The sequence below is a fragment of the Aerococcus vaginalis genome (assembly GCF_053762225.1).
In genome coordinates, this window is the sequence record NZ_JBSMYC010000001.1 from 131,812 (window position 1) to 148,046 (window position 16,235).

A 16,235-nucleotide genomic window follows, 5' to 3' on the forward strand; every position below is an offset into this window, starting at 1 on the left:
TAAGTGAGACAGTAATGAATCTCATTGAATATGATGGGGAAAAAGTAGTTATTCGAACCAAAAGAAATAATATTTTTAAAGGGATCATTGGTGATTATATTTACCCAGAAGATGATGATACAAACAGAGAATGTATTGTAATTGATGATCCACATTATAATAATCCTATAGGACTTTATAAAGATGATATAAAATCCATAGAAATCATTAAGTAATAAAAACATTTTTAGGGAATGAATTCACTATCTGTGCTCTCAATTTATATTCACTAGCGGTTAATCTTTATTCTTTCTGTAAAGTTTAGCTGCTTTTCTTTTTCCTTATTGATACAACTAATTACCTTGAAGCGTCGGTTCGCTACTTATAACCAGCGTTTTTCTAAATCAATTCGTCTTTGAATTTCGCCGTTCTCATCACTGATAATTTCGAATGTACCACCTGGCGATGAACCATCAGCTGGTGCTGGATTCGCAAAGCTATATAAATAGTCTTCTTCGGAGTCATCAACAACTGCTAAGTCACCATTCTCTTGGTGAACCACTGAATAAATCTTGCCATCTGTAAAGCCATCAAGAAAGGTTTCCCCGTGGTACTTCACTTTACCAACGAATTCTAGTGGGATTTCTTTATCAAATTCTGATTGATAGACCATGATTTTCATGTCTTTTCGCCTCAATTCTTAAATGTCAGTGCTAGTACATGAATTATATAATAATTGAAATAAAAAAAGCCACTCAAGGTGGCGCACAAAATTAAAGTCCAAATAACCTATTAATGATCACATTTGAGTGGAAAATTGTGTTCAAATTCTAGCGGACTCAATTAAACAGGGGTGGGTATTGTGCCCGCCCTTTGTTTTATCTAATTATAATTGTATCGCATATGAAAGTAAAGTTTGGAATAATTTAGAGAATTTTTCGCATAAACAAAATTTTAAATATATAATGGGAGTGTCATAGATAGTACTATCACCACTCCAGCATATGTAGAGGAAATGATTGATGAAGAACGATAATGTTGAAGATTATAGTAAATATGAGTTATATCAGAACGAAAATAATGACAAGATTTGGTGGGTAGATAATTATGATCGTATTGGAGAATATATATTCACTTTTGATAAAAAGCGTTTTTTCAATTTCTTCGCCGATTGCCCCCAAGAACTGACAGCGTCGGAGTGGGAAATTTTTAAAAAAGAGGAATCAACACTCGCCGCATTAAAAGCTAGTGTCACTGAGAAACCTAAACCAGATGAAAGAAGGACAGAATGATGATTGAAAATCCACATGTCAGTGAAGACGATATTTATTACATCGGTCCGGATGGTGTGTTCGCTGAATGTCATTTAGATGGGTACGCTGATTTTTATAAAGAGAACATAGATGACGAGATATGGACGATTCATGAAATACCTTCGACAAGAGGACCTTTTCTTTTTAGTTTTGATCGCAAAACAATCTATAATTTCTGGTCAGACTACGACAAACTTACTGAACAACAAAAAGCAATTTTCAGAGAAGAATACGACACCATGGCAGCTTTGAAGGAGGGAATATAGCGATGAGGATTATGGTTTATCAGTGCGAATTGGATAAGGAGATTCCGCTAGAATTGGTTGGACAGGTTAAATATCACGGTGAGACATTTGGCGTAGAGGGCCTAACAGATGGGAAAGTTTACAACATTGTTAGACAAAACAATGGCGATCTTGCGGTAGTCGATGATTCAGATGAGGATTATCTGTATAGTTTCGCAAATCCAGCACCAGCTGATGGTTCATCCCCTGGTGGTATTTTTGAAGTCCTTAGTGATGAGAGTGGTGCAATTCAAAAAGAAATTGATTTGGAGAAGAGGGCTAACGCTAGACATCGCAGGAGATATTGAAAGAGAGGTGCTTTCATGAAAATTGAGCACTTAATGGCTAAGATAAAAGCTTATATATAGAATCCATCATCTCAGACAGAATATGGTATGGCAACAATTATTGAAAATTATGTAGTTGATTATTACGAATTCATAGAAGCAGAAAACAGAATCATTGCGCGATCCATGAATGATGATTTAATAGATATCTGCGAAAAGACTGAACCGGGACTAGAAGGTACAGAATTCTATAATGAATTGACAGTGGCCTATGAAGAGATTAATAACATGTTAACAGATGATAGAGGGGAGATACCTGATGATCACTGAATTAATGTTGGCTATTAAAACTTATATCTCTGATCCCAATCAAACAAATGAACATGAAATGTCTAGTTATATCGAAGATTATATAGTGTATAATTATGCAAAGCTGGCAGATGAGAATCCGAGTGTTGCTCAGTATATGGAAGATTATTTATTGGATGTCTGCGAACAAACAGAACCAGGAATAGTCGGAATGAATTTTAATAGTGATTTGAAAAGAGAATATGAATTGATCAAGAAAATATTAGCGTAACAGAGCATATACAAGGAATAATAGAGTTCTTATAGCCACCTCTCCATGTCCGGGGAGGTGACTTTTTGTGAATGTGTTCTCAATTACTCTAAATAAAACCCCTTACATAAAAATTTTTTAAATTTTTTTGGGAATGGTTTTCATTATTAATCTCATGCGATTCCCATGATATCAGTATTTTTAGAAAACGTTTACTATATGTGAAAAGTTTAATTTGTGCACTTTTATTATATAAATTTATGTGATAATATACACATGTAGTTAAGAGATAGGCGCTTAAATCTTAAAGAAAATTAATTGAAATACTTTTGTAGAGCTATTTAATTAATAGTGAAGATTTGATTGAAAAATCACTAACTTAGTAACCATAGCGTAATGCGAATTATTTTTAAAAGAGAAATAGGAGCGATTAACATGACTATTGCAGATTGGATTAACAGTGACCGTTCAAGTGGTAGAATCGAATTAACTGAAGCTGGTGTAAAAGCTTTTGCGTCATCCTTTGATGAATTAATGACTAAAGTAACCTTTAATGAAGAATCCTGGTGTGTCAACCGTGATGAGAATGAAGTCACATTCGGTTTCGATAATGAAGATAAGTCATTGTTCATTCACTTAACGATCAACACCGGCTTGTTGCGTCAGAAATCTGCGGTCGGTCGTGATATCGCTACTCGCTTAGTTTCTAGTGATCCACGTACGGAACATTCCTTTAAACAAAGTTGCCTTAACGAATGTCTAATCATTGATCCAAAGAGTGTCGAAGTCATGATTGTGATGAACGGCTAGATACTAGACTAAGAATAGAGTAGATGCCCTCATGTATATGCATGGGGGCATTTTTATTTCGTTTAGCTATGTATACGAAAAATGGGCATAAAAAAACACCTCCGTTAAGAGGTGTGCTAGAGCCCCGATAGCTCGCGGCTATTGACTGCTAGAACCTGACGAATAACAGGCGACATCAAGTAATATCATTGTGAACCTAAAATTTATAAAACTACTGATTTTAAGCTATTTTGAACTTAAAATTAGTGAAATAGCTCAACTACGGAGACGGTGGGATTCGAACCCACGTGCCGGGGTTACCGACAACTTGATTTCGAGTCAAGCGCGTTACGGCCTCTTCGCTACGTCTCCTCAAGTGCAACAGTTATTGTATCGAAAAAGATACTCAAATGCAAGTTTTAACAAGCCATGAAATCTTCCATATTAATTCGGACAGGGCATATGATACACTGAGTTCATATCTTATAGAAAGTGGGACGATGGAATGAAAGCATATCTTGCGAGCGGTATTTTTAGTGAAATGGAACGAGACTACAATGAGAAGGTTGCGAAAAAAATTCGTGCACGTTTTCCAGAAATTGATCTATATCTTCCTCAGGAAAATACAGATATTAATGACAAGAGTAAATTTGCGGATTCGATCCAAATTGCAACGGCTGACAACGAGCGTTTAGATGCGTGTGAGTTTCTTTTCGTGATTTTAGACGGTATTGAGAGCGGTCAGGGACGCTGTGCGGAGATCGGTTATGCGGCAGGTAAAGGCATCCCTGTTTTCGGTTTGTGGACAGACAGCCGTCAAGAAGGTACAGATAATGCAGAAAAAATCGCAATCCTACAAAATGACATTGCGGAGAATCAGTTTGCTTACATTAATTTGTACGTAATTGGTTTGATTAAAGCGAACGGTAAAGTTGCGAATAACGTTGACGAACTGCTTGATGCGATCGAAGACCGTTTCGAAGCTGCTGAATAGAAAGGTCCATTAATGAAGAAGCAATGGCTCCAGTACGCGTTGATCGGGCTGGGACTTATTAATATTATTTACAACAGCATTTTGCTTTTTAGGGGAGAGGCAAGTGTCTCACATCAATTAACCATTATTGTCGAAACGGTCGCCGGGATGACTTTGGTATTTATCCCACAAATCGCCGAACGATTTTTTAAGATCGAAGTGTCGGATACAATTGTTTGGGGCTACTTACTTTTCCTATTAACTTCAGTATTTATCGGTACAGGGTGGGATTTGTATAATCGCATTTCCTTTTGGGACAAAATTCTTCATGCGGTCAGTCCGATCATCCTCACAATGGTTGGCTACGCGGTGTTCACTCGTTTGATGAAATCAGTCTCTAATAGCGGATCATTAGTCGGCGCATATCTACTATTTGGTTTTGCATTTGCAGGTATCTGTGGTATCGCTTGGGAGTTCTGGGAGTTTAGTTGGGACCATCTGCTCGATATGAACCTCCAGCGCTATATGGCATTCGGTGGTGAACAGTTTGTCGGACGTGAAGCATTAATGGATACCATGGGTGATTTTTTCTGGAATACAATTGGCGCGCTGATCATGTTGGTTTATTCCTGGATGCGATCAAAGCAGGTGACGAGTTACTTTGACCGTTATTATATTTTCAAACAGCATTAATCACGAATAAATTTAAGGGAGTATCGCAGTCAGCGGTACTTTTTTTATGTTTTTAAAGTTTTTTTCGTAATCATAACGATTTATTTGACGAAATCTATTGACATCCCTACAGCGGTTTGCTAATTTTGTTAGGTAAATAAAAATCATTACGATTTACAGAAAGTTGGGGTTGAAAAGATGAAGAAAAATTGGCGTCGTATGCTGATGGCTGTCGTAATGGTTGGTGTCTTGTTTTTAGGAGCATGTGCCCGTGGTGGCAATGGTTCGGCTTCTGAGAAGAAGGGATTATCAATCGTTACGAGTTTCTATCCAATCTACGAAATGACGCAAGAAATTGCAGGAGATAATAATGACGTTCGTATGATTGGCTCAAAAAATGGTATTCATTCTTATGAACCATCTGCAGCTGATATTAAAGCGATTAGTGATGCGGATGTCTTTATTTATCATTCACGTACGTTAGAAAGTTGGACAAAGAATTTAAAAGAGAACTTTGAATCATCTAACGTTAACGTCATCGAGGGTACAGACGGTTTAGAATTACAAAGAGTTGAAGGTCTTGAAGATATCGAAGCAACAGACGGTATCGATGAAAAAGCCTTGTATGATCCACATTCTTGGTTAGATCCAGAATCTATCGCACAGGAAGCGGGAATTATCGCAGATAAGTTAGGTGAGATTGATCCAGAAAATAAACAAACTTACCTCGACAATGCGAAGAAATTCCGAGATAAGGCAAAACAAATCGATGAAAAATACGCAAAACGTTTCAAAGACGTTAAAGAACGTACCTTTGTAACGCAACACACCGCATTTGCTTATATTGCTAACCGTTACGATTTGAAACAGTTGGGAATTTCTGGGGTTGAAGAAGAAGAACCAAGCCCACGCCGTATTGCTGAGATTTCTGAATTTGCAGAAGAAAACAATGTTAAGACGATTTTCGCTGAACCGCAGACTTCTAGTAAAAAGGCAGAAGTGATTGCGGATGCAACAGGTGCGGAAGTGAAGACGTTAGATCCACTGGAAGCAGATCCAGGAAATAGTGACAGCTACTTAGACAACTTAGATAAAACATTAGACGCTATTGCATCAGATTTGGAGGAGAGATCATAACATGATTTTCACTAAAAAAGGATTAGCAGCAGGGAGTTTATCAGTCGCACTATTAACATTGGCTGGTTGTGGCACGATGAACAACGACCAAGCGCAGAATGGCAGTGAAAGTGATGTGCAGAACGTTGAAGGTACTGACGAAGAGACTGCAGCACATGATCACGAGCATGAACATGAAGGTGAAGAACACGACCATGATCATGAACATGAGAGTGAAGAACATGATCACGACCATGAACACGAGGGTGAAGAACATGATCATGACCATGAACACAGTGATGAACCACAAACCGTTGTAAAAATTACGGATGATGGCTATGCCACTTTACACGGAGACCACTTTCACCAATTCAATGGTAAAGTGCCATTCGATGCGGACGTTGATGACAAATTAGTCATGAACGATGATAACTACCAATTCAGCGAAGATGATGTCATAAGCGAAAACAAAGACGGCTACATTATTAAAGTTGATGGTGAATACTATCTCTACAAAGAAAATAAATAATCACGTTACGCATTACTAAGTGCAAGGAAGGGAGCGTACATGCGTGGATTTCAAAAATAAAAAAGCTTGGGCAGCTGGGGGATTATCCATTGCCTTATTATTAGGATCTGGTTTTGCGATTGCTGAATATCAATCAAAGAACGAAGATGGGATTAAGTATATTGATGGTGTTGAGCAAGTGGCTGCAAACGAAAAAGGTGGCACGGCCGCTGAGCAGACCAAAAAGTTAAACGACGAAGAAGGTATTGATGCCGAACAAATTGTCGTAAAAATTACAGATGAAGGGTACGTGACTTCCCATGGGGACCACTTCCACTACTACAGTGGTAAAGTACCATTTGATGCATTGATCAGTGAAGAATTGATCATGAATGATCCTAACTATACGTTAAAACAATCGGATATTGTAAGTGAGCATAAAGCTGGTTTCATCATTAAAGTTAACGGCCAGTACTACCTCTACTTGAAGAACCCTAACGATGCTTCTGTTCGAGATGTTATTCGCACAAAAGAAGAAATTCTTGAACAACGTGCAAAAGTATCTGGTGAAAAAGGTGGTGCTAAGGGTGGAAAATCCGGTAGCATCTTCTCTGGATCGGGACACCGCAATGCACAAGGACGTTATACCACAGATGACGGTTATGTCTTCACGCCAGGAAGTATCGTTCAAGATACCGGTGACGCCTACATTGTTGCGCATGGTGACCACTTCCACTTCGTACCGAAAGCTGACCTATCGCCAGCAGAACGTGCCGCTGCGCAGGCTTACCTCAACGGTGGCGGTAGCAAAGGTGGCAGTGTAGCGACTGCAACATCCGCTAATCGTGGCGGTAACGGTGGTAGTATCGCAGCTGGTGCGACAACCGTTAAAGATAAAAATGGTAATGTGATTCACCGTGGTGGAAACAGCAATTCAGGTTCTTCTACTAATCACGGTGGCGGTTCCGCAAACCGTGGCGGAAGTTCTAGCAACTCATCTGCTAACAAAGGAAATAGTGGTTCTAGCGCATCATCTTCAAACGCTAACTTGTCTGATTTAGAGAAAAAGATGGATGCCTGGTACAAATTACCGCAGAGTAAACGCCATGTTGAAAAAGATGGTTTAGTCTTTGACCCGCGCGAGGTAACGGAAAGTAACAGCTTCGGTTACGTGATCCCTCACGGTGACCACTTCCACATTATTCCGTTTAACCAATTAACGCGTGAGGAAATCGAAGCAGCTGATGCGGCGTTGAACGCCAAAGCTAAAGGACAAAAGATTCCGTCCCAAGGTGATATCAGCAAGAAGCAGAGCGGCAACAAGAATAATAACAGTGCTTCTAACAACAAGAAACCTGCGAACAAGCCATCCAACAGCGACAAGGGACAAAGCAAACCTGCAGATAAACCTGTGAATAAACCGGCAGAAGAGAAACCAGCTGCGAAACCATCCCATAACAAACCAGAAAATGACGGTTCAAGTAGCAATTCCTCTGAAGCAACGCACAACTTCTTAGGTAAGAAGATTCCTGCGTATGGTAAAGGTGTCGATGGTAAACCTTACGTTACTGATGATGGTTACACTTTCTCCAAAGATTCTATCGTAGAGGTTGATAACAAAGGGGTTACTGCGAGTCACGGTGATCACTACCACTACTTCGGTTATGGCGAGTTGGAACAGAGCGAATTAGATCAGGTTGCAGATTGGATCAAGGAAAACAATAAGAAAGTTAATGTCCAAGGCGAAACCATTACTTCTAAACCAAGTAACAACAAACCGCAAAACGACCGTCCAGTAGAAAATAACCCACAAACTGATAACAGTAACAATGTAGCGTCAGATAAAGACGAAAAACCGGCATTTGATGTTGAAAAAGTTATCGGTAAGAAGAACGGTAAATTTGTGACACGTGTCAACGGCAAAGAATACACGTACGATGCAGAATCATTAGATAACACGCAACGTGCTTTTGCGGAATTAAAAGTTGCTGAACTTAAAGATGGTAACTATAAATACGATGTTGTTGCACCTAAAGGCGATGAACTTGAACCAGGATTGTACGTCAACCTTGACGAAATTCCTATGCATGCCGAAAATGCAACCATCGACTTGGGTGACCGTTTCATCATTCCGCACATCGATCATATCCACATCGCATTCTACAAGGATATGACGAAAGAACAAATTGCGACGGTTAAGTACCTCATGCAACATCCTGATGTTCGCCCAGATGCTTGGACGAGCGAAGGTCATGAAGAGAAAAAACCAACCGCAACAGATGACTTGAAGTACATCGTTGGGGTAACACCTAAAGATAAACGTAACGGTATGAAGAACTGGCAAATCGTTCATGATATCGACGAAGTCAAGCAAGCGCGCAAAGCAGGGCGCTACGCTACAAACGATGGTTATATCTTTGATGCGGAAGATATCCGTGATCCACAAGCACACATCTACAAGGATTCCTACACCGTTCCACGTGCTAAGGGTGGCTTGCGTGATATTCCATTCACTAAATTGTCTGATTCTGAATTGAAAGCAGCTAAGAAAGTTGCTGACGCTGTCAAAGCGGAACAAGAAAAGAATAAAGACAAGGAAGATAAGTCTGAGCAATCAACAGATAAGAAAGATGACAAGAAGAACAGTAACCAGGTAGACTTCCCAATCTTTGATCCAAACAAACCAGCCAAAGAATCTGACGATAAATCATTGAAAGATAAGAAAGATAAGGTCGATCAGAAAGATGAAGCTAAAGAAGAAGCGCCAGCTGAAGAATCAAAACAACCGGAAGCCCCTGCTGAACCGGCACCTGTAGCAGAACAACCAGCAGCTCCTGCACCAAAAGCAGAACCAACGAATGACGAGTTGAAAGCTGCGGTTGCTTCGAAATACGGTGTATCAACAAGCGACGTTAAATTAGCACATGGCCAATGGGAAGTGACCGTAAATGGTGAAACAGTCATTGTATCTATGGCGGAAGCTAAACAACTCGTTTAATCACTAACATGCTAGCAATCCTGAACATTCCAAATCTCGAAATCGTGCGTTTTTGCGATATGAAACGCACGATTTTTTTGTGCTAAACTGGACAGTAAACTTATTAGAAAGAGGGCAGCTGTTTGTCTAAGAAGAATGTTACGCCAATGATGGAACAATATCAGGCGCTTAAAGAAAAATATCCGGATGCCTTTTTATTCTTTCGTTTAGGCGATTTTTATGAAATGTTTAATGAAGATGCCGTCAAAGCTGCACAGATTTTAGAAATTACTTTGACAAGTCGCAATAAGAATTCAGAGAATCCTGTGCCAATGTGTGGTGTGCCACATCATTCGGCTTCAGAGTATATCAAGACATTGGTTGATCAAGGGTATAAAGTAGCGATTGCAGAACAGATGCAAGACCCTAAATTGACGAAGGGGATGGTGGAGCGCGATGTGATTCGAGTGATTACACCGGGGACTTATATGCGTGATGGTAGTCAACAAAAAGAAAATAACTACCTCGTTGCCTTATTGCCGATCGCTCAGCAATTCGCATTAGCGTATGCAGATATCTCTACTGGGGAATTAGCTGTGACAACGGTGTCGGATGCTTCGGTATTAAAAACGGAATTCGCACAGTTGCAACCGAAGGAGATCGTCGTTGAAGAATCATTATCTGATGATCTCGAAGAAACATTGCAGCAGGTGAGCCCGTTCATCAGTTCAATTCATCAGGTAGAGGATTATCCCGAGCAATCAGAACAGATGACAAAATTACTAGAAGACATTACAGATGCTTCAGAACGTGAAGTCTTACAGCTTTTATTAAGCTATAGTTATGCGACACAATTACAGCTCGTCAATCACTGGCAGAAAGCGACGCATTATGAGGTCAATCATTATTTACAGATGGATTATTTTGCGAAACGCAATCTCGAATTGACCGCCTCTATTCGTACTAATCAGCGGTCAGGTGGATTATTACACTTTATTGATCGGACGAAGACAGCGATGGGCGGACGTTTACTCAAACGCTGGTTGGATCGTCCGTTGATTATTGAATCGGAGATTGAACGACGCTTGGATGCAGTGGAAGCATTAATCGATCATTTCTTCGAACGCGAGAGTATTACGGAAGAGTTGAGTGGCGTTTATGATCTAGAGCGCTTGGTCGCTAAAGTATCCATGCATAGCGTTAATGCACGAGATTTACTGCAGCTCAAACATTCACTCGAACAGGTGCCGCGTATTATTTCCAACCTTGGTGATATGGACGATAACGTTTGGGAAGGTATTACGTCACGCATTCAGGCGTTACCTGAAGTCGTTGATTTGATTACGCGCGCGATTAATCCAAATGCGGGGACTTCGCTGACCGATGGCGATGTCATTAATTCTGGGTTCGATGAAATTTTGGATCAGTACCGTGAAACGATGGCTCACGGTCACGAGTGGCTCGCCCAACTACAGGCATCGGAGCGCGAAGCCACTGGCATTAAAAATCTCAAGATCGGCTACAACAAAGTCTTCGGTTACTATATTGAAATTTCAAAAGGTAATTTGCAGTATCTGCCAGAAGGTAAGTACGAACGTAAGCAGACACTGACGAATGCGGAACGTTTTATTACACCGGAACTCAAAGAAATGGAACAGCAGATCTTAGAAGCGGAAGAACATGCCGAGCAACTCGAATATCAGTTATTTGTACAGGTGAGAGAACAGGTCAACACTTACAAAGAAAGTCTACAAGCGCTCGCGCAGGCTGTAGCTGAAGTTGATGTGCTTCAGGGCTTAGCGGCGATTAGTGAAGATCAGCAGTTCGTGCGTCCAGTATTTGCGATGAATCAACAGACGCTGAAGATTAAAGAGAGTCGCCACCCTGTAGTGGAAGAAACGATTGGTCGTGAAGCTTTTGTGCCAAATGATTTCGAGATGGATCAAGATACGCATATTCTATTGATTACGGGACCAAATATGTCTGGTAAATCGACATACATGCGTCAATTGGGATTAACCGTAGTTCTCGCTCAGATGGGATGTTTCGTTCCTGCGAAGACTGTACAGCTACCGATTTTCGATAAAATATTCACGCGTATTGGCGCATCGGATGACTTACAAGCCGGTCAGAGTACTTTTATGGTTGAAATGATGGAAGCTAACCAGGCTCTGAAGAATGCGACCGATCGCAGTTTATTGTTATTCGATGAAATCGGTCGTGGGACATCAACTTACGATGGTATCGCTTTAGCGCAGGCGATTCTCGAATATCTTGATCAACACATCGCAGCAAAAGTTCTGTTCTCCACGCATTATCATGAACTAACAGCGTTAGAAACAAAACTACCAGGTCTTCAGAATGTGCATGTCGGTGCGAGCGAGGAGAACGGAGAGGTCGTTTTCCTGCATCGCGTTTTAGCAGGTGCTACAGACAAGAGCTATGGGATTCACGTTGCAAAATTAGCGGGCATGCCGAAGAGTTTACTCGATAATGCGCAGCAGATTTTAACAGATTTAGAAACTGAAAATGTCACGCAAGCGGCCGGTCAGCAAGCACTATTCCCAATCGTTCAAGAAACACAGGCGGATCCACGACAAACCGATATTATTGATGCGATTGATGCCGTGGATCTCGACGATCTAACGCCAAGACAGGCTTGGGAAATGATCGATCAGTGGCAGAAAAAGCTAAAGGAGGACTAATAGATGGCAATCCGAGAGCTCGATCCGAATGTCGCCAATCAAATTGCGGCTGGGGAAGTCGTAGAGCGTCCAGCGTCAGTGGTTAAGGAACTGATCGAGAACGCGATTGACGCCAATGCCACGGTTATCACAATCACGGTTGAAAATGCCGGGATGAAAGCTATTCGAGTGACGGATAACGGTATCGGTATGTCACACAAAGATGCCTTGCTGTGTTTTAAACGTCATGCAACCAGTAAAATTACGAATACGCGTGATCTCTTTAAAGTCAAAACACTTGGTTTTCGTGGTGAAGCGATTCCTTCGATCGCCTCAGTTTCTGAAATGACGATTGAAACGAGTAATGGTGAAGAAGGCACACTCGTTTCAGCCATTGGTGGCGAAATTGAAGAACATCATCAAACACATCTCAGACAGGGTACGAGTGTCCTCGTAGAAAATTTGTTCTACAATACGCCGGCACGTTTGAAGTATGTCAAGAGTTTGACGACAGAACTCTCACATATTACAGATATTGTGACACGTGAAGCGATGGGGCACCCACAGATCCGTTTCGAATATTCACATGAGGGGAAACAGTTGTTAGCAACGAATGGGAAAGGACGCTTGCCTGAGGTTATTGCGGGGGCTTATGGCTTCAAACAGGCGCGTGAGACGGTTGCGATTGAATCTGAATCATTAGATTTTTCGATCGAAGGTGTGATCTCTAAGCCGTCTCTAACGCGTGCCTCTAAGAAGTATCTATCGATCTATTTGAATGGACGTTACATTAAGAATTACGTCTTATCACAAGCGATTATCCGTGGGTACGGCTCAAAATTAATGGTTGGACGTTATCCTATTGCGGTATTACATATTACTCTCGATCCCAAATTACTCGACGTGAACGTGCATCCAACGAAACAAGAAGTGCGTATCAGTAAGGAAGATGAACTCGAGAAAGCGATTCGCACAGCGATTGATGAGACGTTGAGTGAGATCCAACGCATTCCATCGGTTGATCAGAGTGAACCAGAGACTGAAGAATCAGTATTAAGTATTAGGACAGAGAAACCAACACAGACGACGCTTGATATTGAACGGTGGTATTCACCAAAAGTAGAGACCTCATCAAAAGAGTCACTTGAAATGACGGTATCGCACCACAATGAGGAGATAGAGAAACAGCCAACCAATTATTCGGAGAGAATTAATGATGAAAAGGCTGCATATGCTTCGAAAGATGTCGTGCAAGAAGAGAATGATCGGTCGTTATTTAACCCTAAACAAACCGAGCGAAAAGCCTCCTTTCCAGAATTGGATTATGTTGGACAACTCATGGCAACATATTTGGTTGCTTCGGATGGCGAGAATGCATATTTGATTGATCAACATGCCGCGCAGGAACGTATTAAATATGAGTATTTCCGAGAAGCAATCGGTAGTTACGGTGTTGACCAACAGCAGTTACTTGTACCGATTGTCTTGGAATATCCGACGTCCGACGTTGATGCGGTGAAGGCACTCATCCCACAATTACACGATATGGGGATCGATTTGGAAGTATTTGGACAGAATAGTTTCATCGTCAATCAGCATCCAACATGGATGTCTGAGGAACATTTGGAACGGGATATCGAAGATCTGATTGAGCTCGCACTATCTGATTCAGAAGCATCAGTCAATGAATTTCGTGAAGCAACAGCGATTATGATGAGTTGCCGATTATCGATCAAGGCTAATCACTATTTGGATGCGCAGAGTGCGAAACAATTGATCCATGATTTGGCATTTTGTGAGAATCCCTATAACTGCCCGCACGGACGCCCTGTGTTAATCAAATTTCCAAAACACGATATCGAAAGACAGTTCAAACGTATTCAAGATACGCATGTGCCACAAAAGCATCGTCATTTACATTGATGGATGAAATGGTATACACTGAGTAAAAGTAATTAGAAAGGTGATTGCAAATGAATAAAGAAGAAAAAGAAAAACGACTCAAAGAATTAACCAAAGAACAATATGAAGTCACTCAGAATGCAGCAACAGAACGTCCATTCGCTAACGAATACGATGAACATTTCGAAAAAGGCATCTATGTAGATATTGTTGATGGCAAACCACTATTCTCAAGTGCCGATAAATACGATGCAGGCTGTGGTTGGCCAGCGTTCACTCAACCTATCGAAGCGCGTGAAGTAAGCGAACAAACAGACACGACACACGGTATGGTGAGAACAGAAGTACGTAGTCAGAGTGCAGATTCTCACTTAGGACACGTCTTCAACGACGGTCCACAAGAGACAGGTGGTTTACGTTACTGCATTAACTCTGCAGCGTTGAAATTCATTCCATTAGCAGAAATGGATGACGCAGGATACAGCGACTACAAAAAATACGTCGATGTCGATTAATCAGTAGCACATGTACGAATTTATTACAGGCAAACTTGTTTCGATTGAAAGTGATGCGCTGATCGTTGAAGCGCAGGGGATCGGTTATCGTGTCTTAATGGGGAATCCCTACCGACTATCTGATCATCTCGGCCAGGAAGTAAAAGTCTGGTTGTATCTTTCTGTCAGTCAGGAACTTATTCGTCTCTATGGATTTAAAACGAAGGCTGAGAAACAACTCTTTCTACATTTGACCAGCGTCAAAGGGATTGGGCCGGCAAGTGCATTGTCGATTTTAGCATTGGATGATCATGAAGGGTTGGTCAATGCCATCAACGCAGGCGATAGTCAATTCTTGACGAAGTTCCCGGGTGTCGGTAAAAAAACCGCACAGCAGATTGTGCTCGATCTCGAGGGCAAACTCGATGTCCCAGATTCTGAAGGTGCAGTCATCAAAACATCAGCATCAGCAACTGCTGAGACGATACTCCCGTATGAGGAAGAGTTAGCTGCGGCATTAGAGAGCCTCGGCTATAGCACGAAACAGATCGCACGGATTATTAAGAAAGCTGATTTCAGCGAAGCAACAACGATCGAAGAGGCTATTCGTATTGCATTACACTTCGTTGTCAGTGACTAATCAGAGGAGGTGGACACGTGAATCAAGAAAGAGAGCAGTCAGCAGAAGCTTTTCCAGAAGAAATGGCTTATGAGCTATCGCTACGTCCAAAGCGTCTCGCAGAATATATTGGTCAGGAAGAACTCAAGAATGAGATGATCATATATATTGAAGCTGCGCGTCAGCGCGAGGAACCGTTAGATCATGTGCTCCTCTATGGTCCACCAGGGCTCGGTAAGACAACGCTCGCGAATATTATTGCAAATGAGATGGGTGTCAATTTACGTGCAACGAGTGGCCCAGCGATTGAAAAGAATGGTGATTTACTCGCATTATTGAATGAATTAACGCCGGGTGATGTGCTATTCATCGATGAAATCCATCGTCTTCCACGCACGGTAGAAGAGATGTTGTACAGTGCGATGGAAGATTTTCGAGTGGATATTATTATTGGACAAGATAGTGGCGCGCATGCTGTACAGTTCGATTTACCGCCGTTTACATTAGTTGGTGCCACAACTCGCGCAGGTTCATTATCCGCACCGCTTAGAGATCGCTTCGGTATTGTTTCCAGAATGCGTTACTATACAACGGATGAGTTAATGACGATTATCGCGCGTAGTTGTCAGGTGTTGGATATCGAGATGGATGACGAAGCGGCAAATGAGATTGGACGTCGCTCACGTGGGACGCCACGTATTGCAAATCGCATTCTAAGGCGTGTTCGCGATTTCCAACAAGTATTGCGACCGGATGAACCGATCGATCAAACCATCGCACAGAAAGCATTAGGTATTCTTCAAATCGATGGTTCAGGCCTCGATGAATTGGATCGTCGCTTATTACAGACGATGATTGATAATTATCATGGTGGTCCAGTCGGCATCAAAACGCTCGCAGCTAACCTCTCAGAGGATAAGGAAACGCTAGAGGATATGTATGAACCATACTTACTTCAGAATGGTTTCTTGATTCGTACACCGAGAGGACGTTGTGCCACGCCGAAAGCCTATCAACACCTCGGCATCCCACTGCCAGAAGAATTGAATTAGTGTATAGTAAAAGTCGACAAAAGATGT

General features: G+C 41.5%; 18 protein-coding genes and 1 tRNA gene. 17 read left to right on the forward strand and 2 right to left on the reverse strand.

Annotated features, from left to right (window positions below; translation table 11 throughout):
* Positions 1-14 precede the first annotated feature (14 nt).
* The gene (locus ACWOEX_RS00645; RefSeq protein WP_455297336.1) at positions 15-215 is read left to right on the forward strand and encodes a hypothetical protein; all 201 of its coding nucleotides are present in this window, start codon (positions 15-17) and stop codon (positions 213-215) included.
* A 146-nt stretch (positions 216-361) separates the two neighbouring features.
* Here the strand turns inward: ACWOEX_RS00645 and ACWOEX_RS00650 are convergent, their stop codons facing one another.
* A complete protein-coding gene (locus ACWOEX_RS00650; protein ID WP_455297337.1) occupies positions 362-661 on the reverse strand; it encodes a hypothetical protein in 300 nt (99 codons plus the stop codon).
* 340 nt (positions 662-1,001) lie between these two features.
* Between ACWOEX_RS00650 and ACWOEX_RS00655 the strand changes: the two genes are divergently transcribed.
* The 6 genes from ACWOEX_RS00655 to ACWOEX_RS00680 all read left to right on the forward strand — a co-directional run bounded on the left by ACWOEX_RS00655 (position 1,002) and on the right by ACWOEX_RS00680 (position 3,232).
* Entirely contained in the window at positions 1,002-1,271 is a 270-nt protein-coding gene (locus ACWOEX_RS00655; protein ID WP_455297338.1) for a DUF7675 family protein, read from the forward strand.
* The gene (locus tag ACWOEX_RS00660) at positions 1,268-1,558 is read left to right on the forward strand and encodes a DUF7675 family protein (protein ID WP_455297339.1); all 291 of its coding nucleotides are present in this window, start codon (positions 1,268-1,270) and stop codon (positions 1,556-1,558) included. Before ACWOEX_RS00655 ends, ACWOEX_RS00660 begins: the two co-directional genes overlap by 4 nt.
* A 2-nt stretch (positions 1,559-1,560) precedes the next feature.
* Positions 1,561-1,884 carry a hypothetical protein gene (locus tag ACWOEX_RS00665; RefSeq protein WP_455297340.1) on the forward strand — a complete coding sequence of 108 codons (324 nt, stop codon included), beginning with the start codon at positions 1,561-1,563 and terminating at the stop codon, positions 1,882-1,884.
* Between the two features lie 87 nt (positions 1,885-1,971).
* Positions 1,972-2,193 carry a hypothetical protein gene (locus tag ACWOEX_RS00670; protein ID WP_455297341.1) on the forward strand — a complete coding sequence of 74 codons (222 nt, stop codon included), beginning with the start codon at positions 1,972-1,974 and terminating at the stop codon, positions 2,191-2,193.
* A complete protein-coding gene (locus tag ACWOEX_RS00675) occupies positions 2,183-2,443 on the forward strand; it encodes a hypothetical protein (protein ID WP_455297342.1) in 261 nt (86 codons plus the stop codon). The genes ACWOEX_RS00670 and ACWOEX_RS00675 overlap by 11 nt, the downstream gene beginning before the upstream one ends.
* A gap of 414 nt (positions 2,444-2,857) precedes the next feature.
* Positions 2,858-3,232 carry a hypothetical protein gene (locus ACWOEX_RS00680; protein ID WP_455297343.1) on the forward strand — a complete coding sequence of 125 codons (375 nt, stop codon included), beginning with the start codon at positions 2,858-2,860 and terminating at the stop codon, positions 3,230-3,232.
* A 262-nt stretch (positions 3,233-3,494) separates the two neighbouring features.
* Here the strand turns inward: ACWOEX_RS00680 and ACWOEX_RS00685 are convergent.
* A tRNA-Ser gene (locus ACWOEX_RS00685) sits at positions 3,495-3,583 on the reverse strand.
* Between the two features lie 133 nt (positions 3,584-3,716).
* On the opposite strand from ACWOEX_RS00685, the gene ACWOEX_RS00690 reads away from it, so the two are divergent.
* The 10 genes from ACWOEX_RS00690 to ruvB all read left to right on the forward strand — a co-directional run bounded on the left by ACWOEX_RS00690 (position 3,717) and on the right by ruvB (position 16,208).
* On the forward strand, positions 3,717-4,205 hold the full coding sequence (locus tag ACWOEX_RS00690; protein WP_455297344.1) for a nucleoside 2-deoxyribosyltransferase: 489 nt from the start codon (positions 3,717-3,719) through the stop codon (positions 4,203-4,205).
* 12 nt (positions 4,206-4,217) lie between these two features.
* The gene (locus ACWOEX_RS00695; RefSeq protein ID WP_455297345.1) at positions 4,218-4,877 is read left to right on the forward strand and encodes a hypothetical protein; all 660 of its coding nucleotides are present in this window, start codon (positions 4,218-4,220) and stop codon (positions 4,875-4,877) included.
* Between the two features lie 177 nt (positions 4,878-5,054).
* Positions 5,055-5,993 carry a metal ABC transporter substrate-binding protein gene (locus ACWOEX_RS00700; RefSeq protein WP_455297346.1) on the forward strand — a complete coding sequence of 313 codons (939 nt, stop codon included), beginning with the start codon at positions 5,055-5,057 and terminating at the stop codon, positions 5,991-5,993.
* 1 nt (position 5,994) lies between these two features.
* Positions 5,995-6,501 (forward strand): pneumococcal-type histidine triad protein, encoded by a 507-nt coding sequence (locus tag ACWOEX_RS00705; protein ID WP_455297347.1) that lies wholly within the window; start codon positions 5,995-5,997, stop codon positions 6,499-6,501.
* A gap of 43 nt (positions 6,502-6,544) precedes the next feature.
* Positions 6,545-9,478: a pneumococcal-type histidine triad protein gene (locus ACWOEX_RS00710; protein WP_455297348.1), complete on the forward strand. Its 2,934-nt coding sequence runs from the start codon at positions 6,545-6,547 to the stop codon at positions 9,476-9,478.
* A gap of 146 nt (positions 9,479-9,624) precedes the next feature.
* Positions 9,625-12,162, forward strand: a complete 2,538-nt coding sequence (mutS, locus tag ACWOEX_RS00715; protein WP_455297640.1) for a DNA mismatch repair protein MutS — start codon at positions 9,625-9,627, stop codon at positions 12,160-12,162.
* Between the two features lie 3 nt (positions 12,163-12,165).
* Positions 12,166-14,064, forward strand: a complete 1,899-nt coding sequence (gene mutL, locus ACWOEX_RS00720; RefSeq protein WP_455297349.1) for a DNA mismatch repair endonuclease MutL — start codon at positions 12,166-12,168, stop codon at positions 14,062-14,064.
* A 50-nt stretch (positions 14,065-14,114) separates the two neighbouring features.
* On the forward strand, positions 14,115-14,558 hold the full coding sequence (msrB, locus tag ACWOEX_RS00725) for a peptide-methionine (R)-S-oxide reductase MsrB (protein ID WP_455297350.1): 444 nt from the start codon (positions 14,115-14,117) through the stop codon (positions 14,556-14,558).
* Positions 14,559-14,568: 10 nt separating this feature from the next.
* Positions 14,569-15,177 carry a Holliday junction branch migration protein RuvA gene (ruvA, locus tag ACWOEX_RS00730; protein WP_455297351.1) on the forward strand — a complete coding sequence of 203 codons (609 nt, stop codon included), beginning with the start codon at positions 14,569-14,571 and terminating at the stop codon, positions 15,175-15,177.
* Between the two features lie 62 nt (positions 15,178-15,239).
* The gene (ruvB, locus tag ACWOEX_RS00735) at positions 15,240-16,208 is read left to right on the forward strand and encodes a Holliday junction branch migration DNA helicase RuvB (RefSeq protein WP_455297641.1); all 969 of its coding nucleotides are present in this window, start codon (positions 15,240-15,242) and stop codon (positions 16,206-16,208) included.
* Positions 16,209-16,235 lie beyond the last annotated feature (27 nt).